The 4,667-nt window shown below is 45.4% G+C and carries 4 protein-coding genes; all 4 read left to right on the top strand.

The window, feature by feature from the left end; all coding sequences use genetic code 11:
* Positions 1-330 precede the first annotated feature (330 nt).
* The 4 genes from tnpA to LAY57_RS34880 all read left to right on the top strand — a co-directional run bounded on the left by tnpA (position 331) and on the right by LAY57_RS34880 (position 4,397).
* Entirely contained in the window at positions 331-777 is a 447-nt protein-coding gene (gene tnpA / locus LAY57_RS34895; protein WP_249071958.1) for an IS200/IS605 family transposase, read from the top strand.
* Positions 778-851: 74 nt separating this feature from the next.
* Positions 852-1,142, top strand: a complete 291-nt coding sequence (locus LAY57_RS34890) for a hypothetical protein (protein ID WP_249071956.1) — start codon at positions 852-854, stop codon at positions 1,140-1,142.
* Positions 1,139-1,558 carry a type II toxin-antitoxin system VapC family toxin gene (locus LAY57_RS34885; protein WP_249071954.1) on the top strand — a complete coding sequence of 140 codons (420 nt, stop codon included), beginning with the start codon at positions 1,139-1,141 and terminating at the stop codon, positions 1,556-1,558. Before LAY57_RS34890 ends, LAY57_RS34885 begins: the two co-directional genes overlap by 4 nt.
* 238 nt (positions 1,559-1,796) lie before the next feature.
* Positions 1,797-4,397, top strand: a complete 2,601-nt coding sequence (locus tag LAY57_RS34880) for a M1 family metallopeptidase (RefSeq protein WP_249071960.1) — start codon at positions 1,797-1,799, stop codon at positions 4,395-4,397.
* Positions 4,398-4,667 lie beyond the last annotated feature (270 nt).

The raw sequence follows: 4,667 nt of genomic DNA, 5'->3' as shown, positions 1-4,667 counted from the left end.
GATGGATGAGCGATTATCTGTGTTGGCGGATTAATTATCTCGTCTACCAATTAATCATGCCTGCGAATTAATCCCCGCCTGCGAACCAGCCCGCCTGCGAATCAATTCGCAGGCTAATAGCAGAAGTCCTCTGAAGAGGACTGAATAATGTGGAGAATTCAGTCCGTTTGAACGGACTTTCGCTATTAGCCTGGAAATTGATTTTCAGGCGGGTCTGATGGATGAGCGATTATCTGTGTTTGTAAATAAATGTTTAATCATTAGTGGAGCTTGCCCAAGATTACCAAAATAGTGTAAAATTATGCCAATGTAAATAAAAAAGGTATTTTTATGCCTCTTTGGCGGCTTTATTATCATATCGTTTGGGCAACAAAAGAACGCCAACTGCTAATCGATCCAAAGAAAGAACCTGACCTTTATAATTATATTATTGGTAAAGCTGATTCACATCGTTGTATTGTTCATGCGATCGGCGGCATAGAAGACCATATTCATTTAGTAGTTTCTATTCCTCCGACTCTTTCAATTGTAGATTTTGTTAAACATATCAAAGGTAGCAGTTCTTATGAGATGAATCAGCTTTTACCGAGTTCGGGAGTAAAATTTGGTTGGCAACGTGGGTACGGGGTGTTTTCTCTGGGACGCAAGCAATTGGATGAGGCTGTGGCTTATGTGAAGAATCAGAAACAGCATCATTTAGAAGGAACGATTATTGCTGCTTTGGAACGAGAAACGGATGAAGATGATGGGGTAATAGAGTCCGATCGCATTATATAAATACACCTGCTAAAATATATATTATGAGTCGGGCGATCGGAGTTAAACTAGAAACAGCGTTGTAGGAGAATACCATGCAAGCTTACAAACTCAAGGGAAAAGTCGATGATGCTGGTAACTTAGCGGTTACTGAACCTGTTAAAATGTCACCAGGAGATGTGGAAGTAATCGTTTTGCAAACGATTGAGACGATTGAGAATGAGAGGGTGGGTAAAAATGAACCACAAGCTGCCAAACCTAAAAGAAAACTCCCATGCAGAGTAGAAGCATTTAGAGACTTGTTTGAAAATACCGAACCCGCACCCCCTGACTTCGATCCAGATCAAGCTCGGTGGGAAGCTTTGAAGGAAAAACATAATCTATGAAACTCCTCCTTGATACCAATATTAGCATAGATTTTGCCCTTGAGCGACAGCCTTTTTATAGCGAAAGCGAGCAGGTTTTCTTGTTTGCTCAACAAAGGCAAATTGAAGGTTACGTCTCAGCATCAACTTTTGGCGACCTTTACTACATTATTCGGAAGAATAAAGGTCGAGACTGGACACTCACTTTCTTAAATAGATTGGCTACTATTTGTCAAGTAGCTACAGTGGATCAATCTGTAATCTCAATGGCACTAACTGCCAACTTCAGGGATTTTGAAGATGCGATACAATACAGCACTGCTATGGTGAATCAATTGGATGCGATCGTAACACGCAATCCGGCAGATTTTCCTGTTTCTACGCCTCGAATTATGTCTCCGGCGCAGTTGATTCAGGAGTTAACTAATTTCTCCTAATTTTGGCCTAACGACTAAAGTCGCGGCTACACAAACAAAGCCTGCGTCGGCAGGTTTAAAAGAAAGGTAAGGTCAATTATACCTTGACTCTGACCCCACCGCTGCCAAAGACACGCTGCACAGCTAAACTGGAGTGGGGCTCAGTCGCTAAGTTACAAAGGCGCTAACCTGGAAAATGTACCCGATCGCATTTTGTTAATCCCGCCATACCTCTCCTGTGTCACAGAGTCAATCCCACATGAAGTTACATTTTTATTTTGATTCCGAAAATAATCGCCATAAATCTTTTGAGTTACCCGGTTCCCGCCCCCATTACAATCCAGATAGACCGGGACAGGTAGAACATATCTTCCTAGACTTGGCGCTAGATATTCCCAACCGCACCTGCCAAGGCACTTGTAGCATCAGATTAGCGCCTGTGCGGAGTGCGATCGATCGTTTAACCTTGGATGCGGTAAACCTGAATATCCAGTCTGTGCAGGTGGACGGTTTGGCCCAGGATTTTGACTGTGACGGGGAACAACTGCACATCAAACTTGCCACACCGACGCAGGTAGGCAAGCAGATCGAGATTGCGATCGCTTATACTGCCCAAAAACCCCAGCGCGGCATTTACTTCATCGGGCCAGACAAACACTACCCTAACAAACCCGTACAAGTTTGGACTCAAGGCGAAGATGAAGATTCCCGCTTCTGGTTTCCCTGCTTCGACTATCCCGGACAGCTAGCAACTTCAGAAATTCGCGTCCGCGTTCCCAAACCGTTGATAGCTATCTCCAACGGCGAACTAATTAATACAGAAGATGTTGGCGAAGACAAAATTTATCACTGGTTGCAGAAAGAAGTTCATCCCACTTATCTGATGACTTTGGCAGTCGGAGATTTTGCCGAAATTCAAGATACTTGGAATAGCAAACCCGTAACTTATTATGTAGAAAAAGGTCGGGAAGAAGAAGCCCGCCTCACTATGGGCAAAACGCCCCGCATGATTGAATTTTTCAGCGAAAAATTTGGCTATCCTTATCCTTTTCCTAAATACGCACAAGTTTGCGTGGATGACTTCATTTTTGGGGGGATGGAGAACACCTCGACAACGCTGCTGACAGACAGATGTTTGATAGATGAAAGGGCATCTTTGGATAATCGCGGTAGCGAAGGTTTAGTCGCCCACGAACTCGCCCACCAATGGTTTGGAGATTTAGTGGTGATCAAGCATTGGTCTCATGCTTGGATCAAAGAGGGGATGGCGACTTATTCTGAGGTGTTGTGGACGGAAAGCGAGTATGGTTTGGAGGATGCGGCATACTATCGGTTGAATGAGGCGCGTAATTATTTTATCGAAGATAGCAGTCGTTATCGTCGTCCGATCGTTACTCATGTCTACCGAGAAGCGATCGAACTTTACGATCGACACCTCTATGAAAAAGGTGCCTGCGTCTACCACACAATCCGCGCCGAGTTGGGAGATGAGTTGTTTTTCCGGGCAATTCATACTTTTGTTCGCGATAATGCCCACAAAACTGTGGAAACTGTAGACTTGCTGCGGGCGATCGAAAAAACTACCGGACGCAATTTGCTGTTTTTATTTGACCAGTATGTTTATCGCGGCGGACATCCAGAATACAAGGTTGCCTATTCCTGGGATGGCGATAGCAAGCTGGCTAAAGTGACAGTCACTCAAACTCAGGCAAAAGAAGGCAATAATGGTAGTGATAGCGGGTTGTTTGACCTGAAGATTCCGATTGCTTTCGGCTATACCCAAGAAGACAAATTTAAAGAGTTTAAAACTTTTACGGTAAGAGTACACGAACGGGAACAAACTTTTTACTTCCCGTTGGAAGAGAAGCCGCAGTTTGTCAGTTTCGATCTGGGAAATCACTATCTGAAAACTGTGTCTTTGGAGTATGCAGTTGCTGAACTGAAAGCGCAGTTGCAATTCGATCCCGACCCAATCTCGCGCATCTACGCGGCTGAGACTTTGGCGAAAAAAGGCGGGTTAGAGGCGGTAAAAGCGTTATCAGATTCACTGGAAAAAGATGCTTTTTGGGGTATTCGCGTCGAAGTTGCCAAACAGCTAGCTGAAGTTAAACTTGACCAAGTAGGCGAAATCCTACTAAAGGGTTTAAACGATGAAAACCCCTTAGTTCGCCGCGCTGTGGTGGAAGCTTTGGCTAAAATTAAGACAGCCGAAAGCTACAACGCTGTGAAACATCTCCTGGAAAAAGGCGACCCCAGTTACTACGTGGAGGCGTCAGCTACCCGCACAATTGGGGGAATGGTAGCATCACCCATCCTTAAAGATAAGGAAGATGAAGCGATCGCACTCCTTAGCCGTACACTGCGAGAAAAAGCTGGCTGGAATGAGGTAGTGCGGATTGGTGCGATCGCAGGTCTGTGTCAGTTAAAAACTTCACCAGTAGCCCTCGATCTGATTTTGGAATACACTTACCCCGGCATCCCCCAAGCTTTGCGCCTAGCAGCAATTCGCGCTTTGGGTGCGGTTTCCACAGGTCAGACGCCGAACAACGTTGATTGGATTATCGAACAGTTACAAGAGTTATCCAGAGAAACTTTCTTCTTAACACAGGTAGCCGTTGTTACAGCGTTGGGACAGATGGAAACAGCCAAAGCTATCCCAGTACTGAACTCTTTGGGCTCAAGTACACCGGATGGGCGCGTCCGCCGTATCGCTGAGGAAGCAGTGCAAAAAGTCCAGCAAATTGCTGGTACTGACCAGTCCGTCAAACAGCTGCGCGAAGAACTCGACCAGTTGAAAAAATCAAATCAGGAATTGATGAGTCGTTTGGAGAGTCTCGAAGCGAAGTCAAAATCAAGCTAAGCTGTCCCACGCAATATTTCTTGTTTCGCCCCCCAGCCCCCCAAATCTGGGGGGAAGTAATCTCCGGTTCCCCCAGATTTGGGGGGGGTTAGTGCGTAAGTCCAGTCCTCGTTAACTACCCCTTTTTCTTAAAGCCCGCCTGCGCGGGCTTAGTTTGTGTAGCCACGACTTTAATCGTCGGATAATTCGTTCTCTGATAAGCTAACACGCATCTAATTCGGATATTTCTAATCCGGCAATCAAACCTTCAATTCCTCTCCCACTCCCCCA

The sequence above is a fragment of the Argonema antarcticum A004/B2 genome, from assembly GCF_023333585.1.
Classification (GTDB): domain Bacteria; phylum Cyanobacteriota; class Cyanobacteriia; order Cyanobacteriales; family Aerosakkonemataceae; genus Argonema; species Argonema antarcticum.
This window is presented reverse-complemented; position numbering and strand designations above follow the sequence as displayed.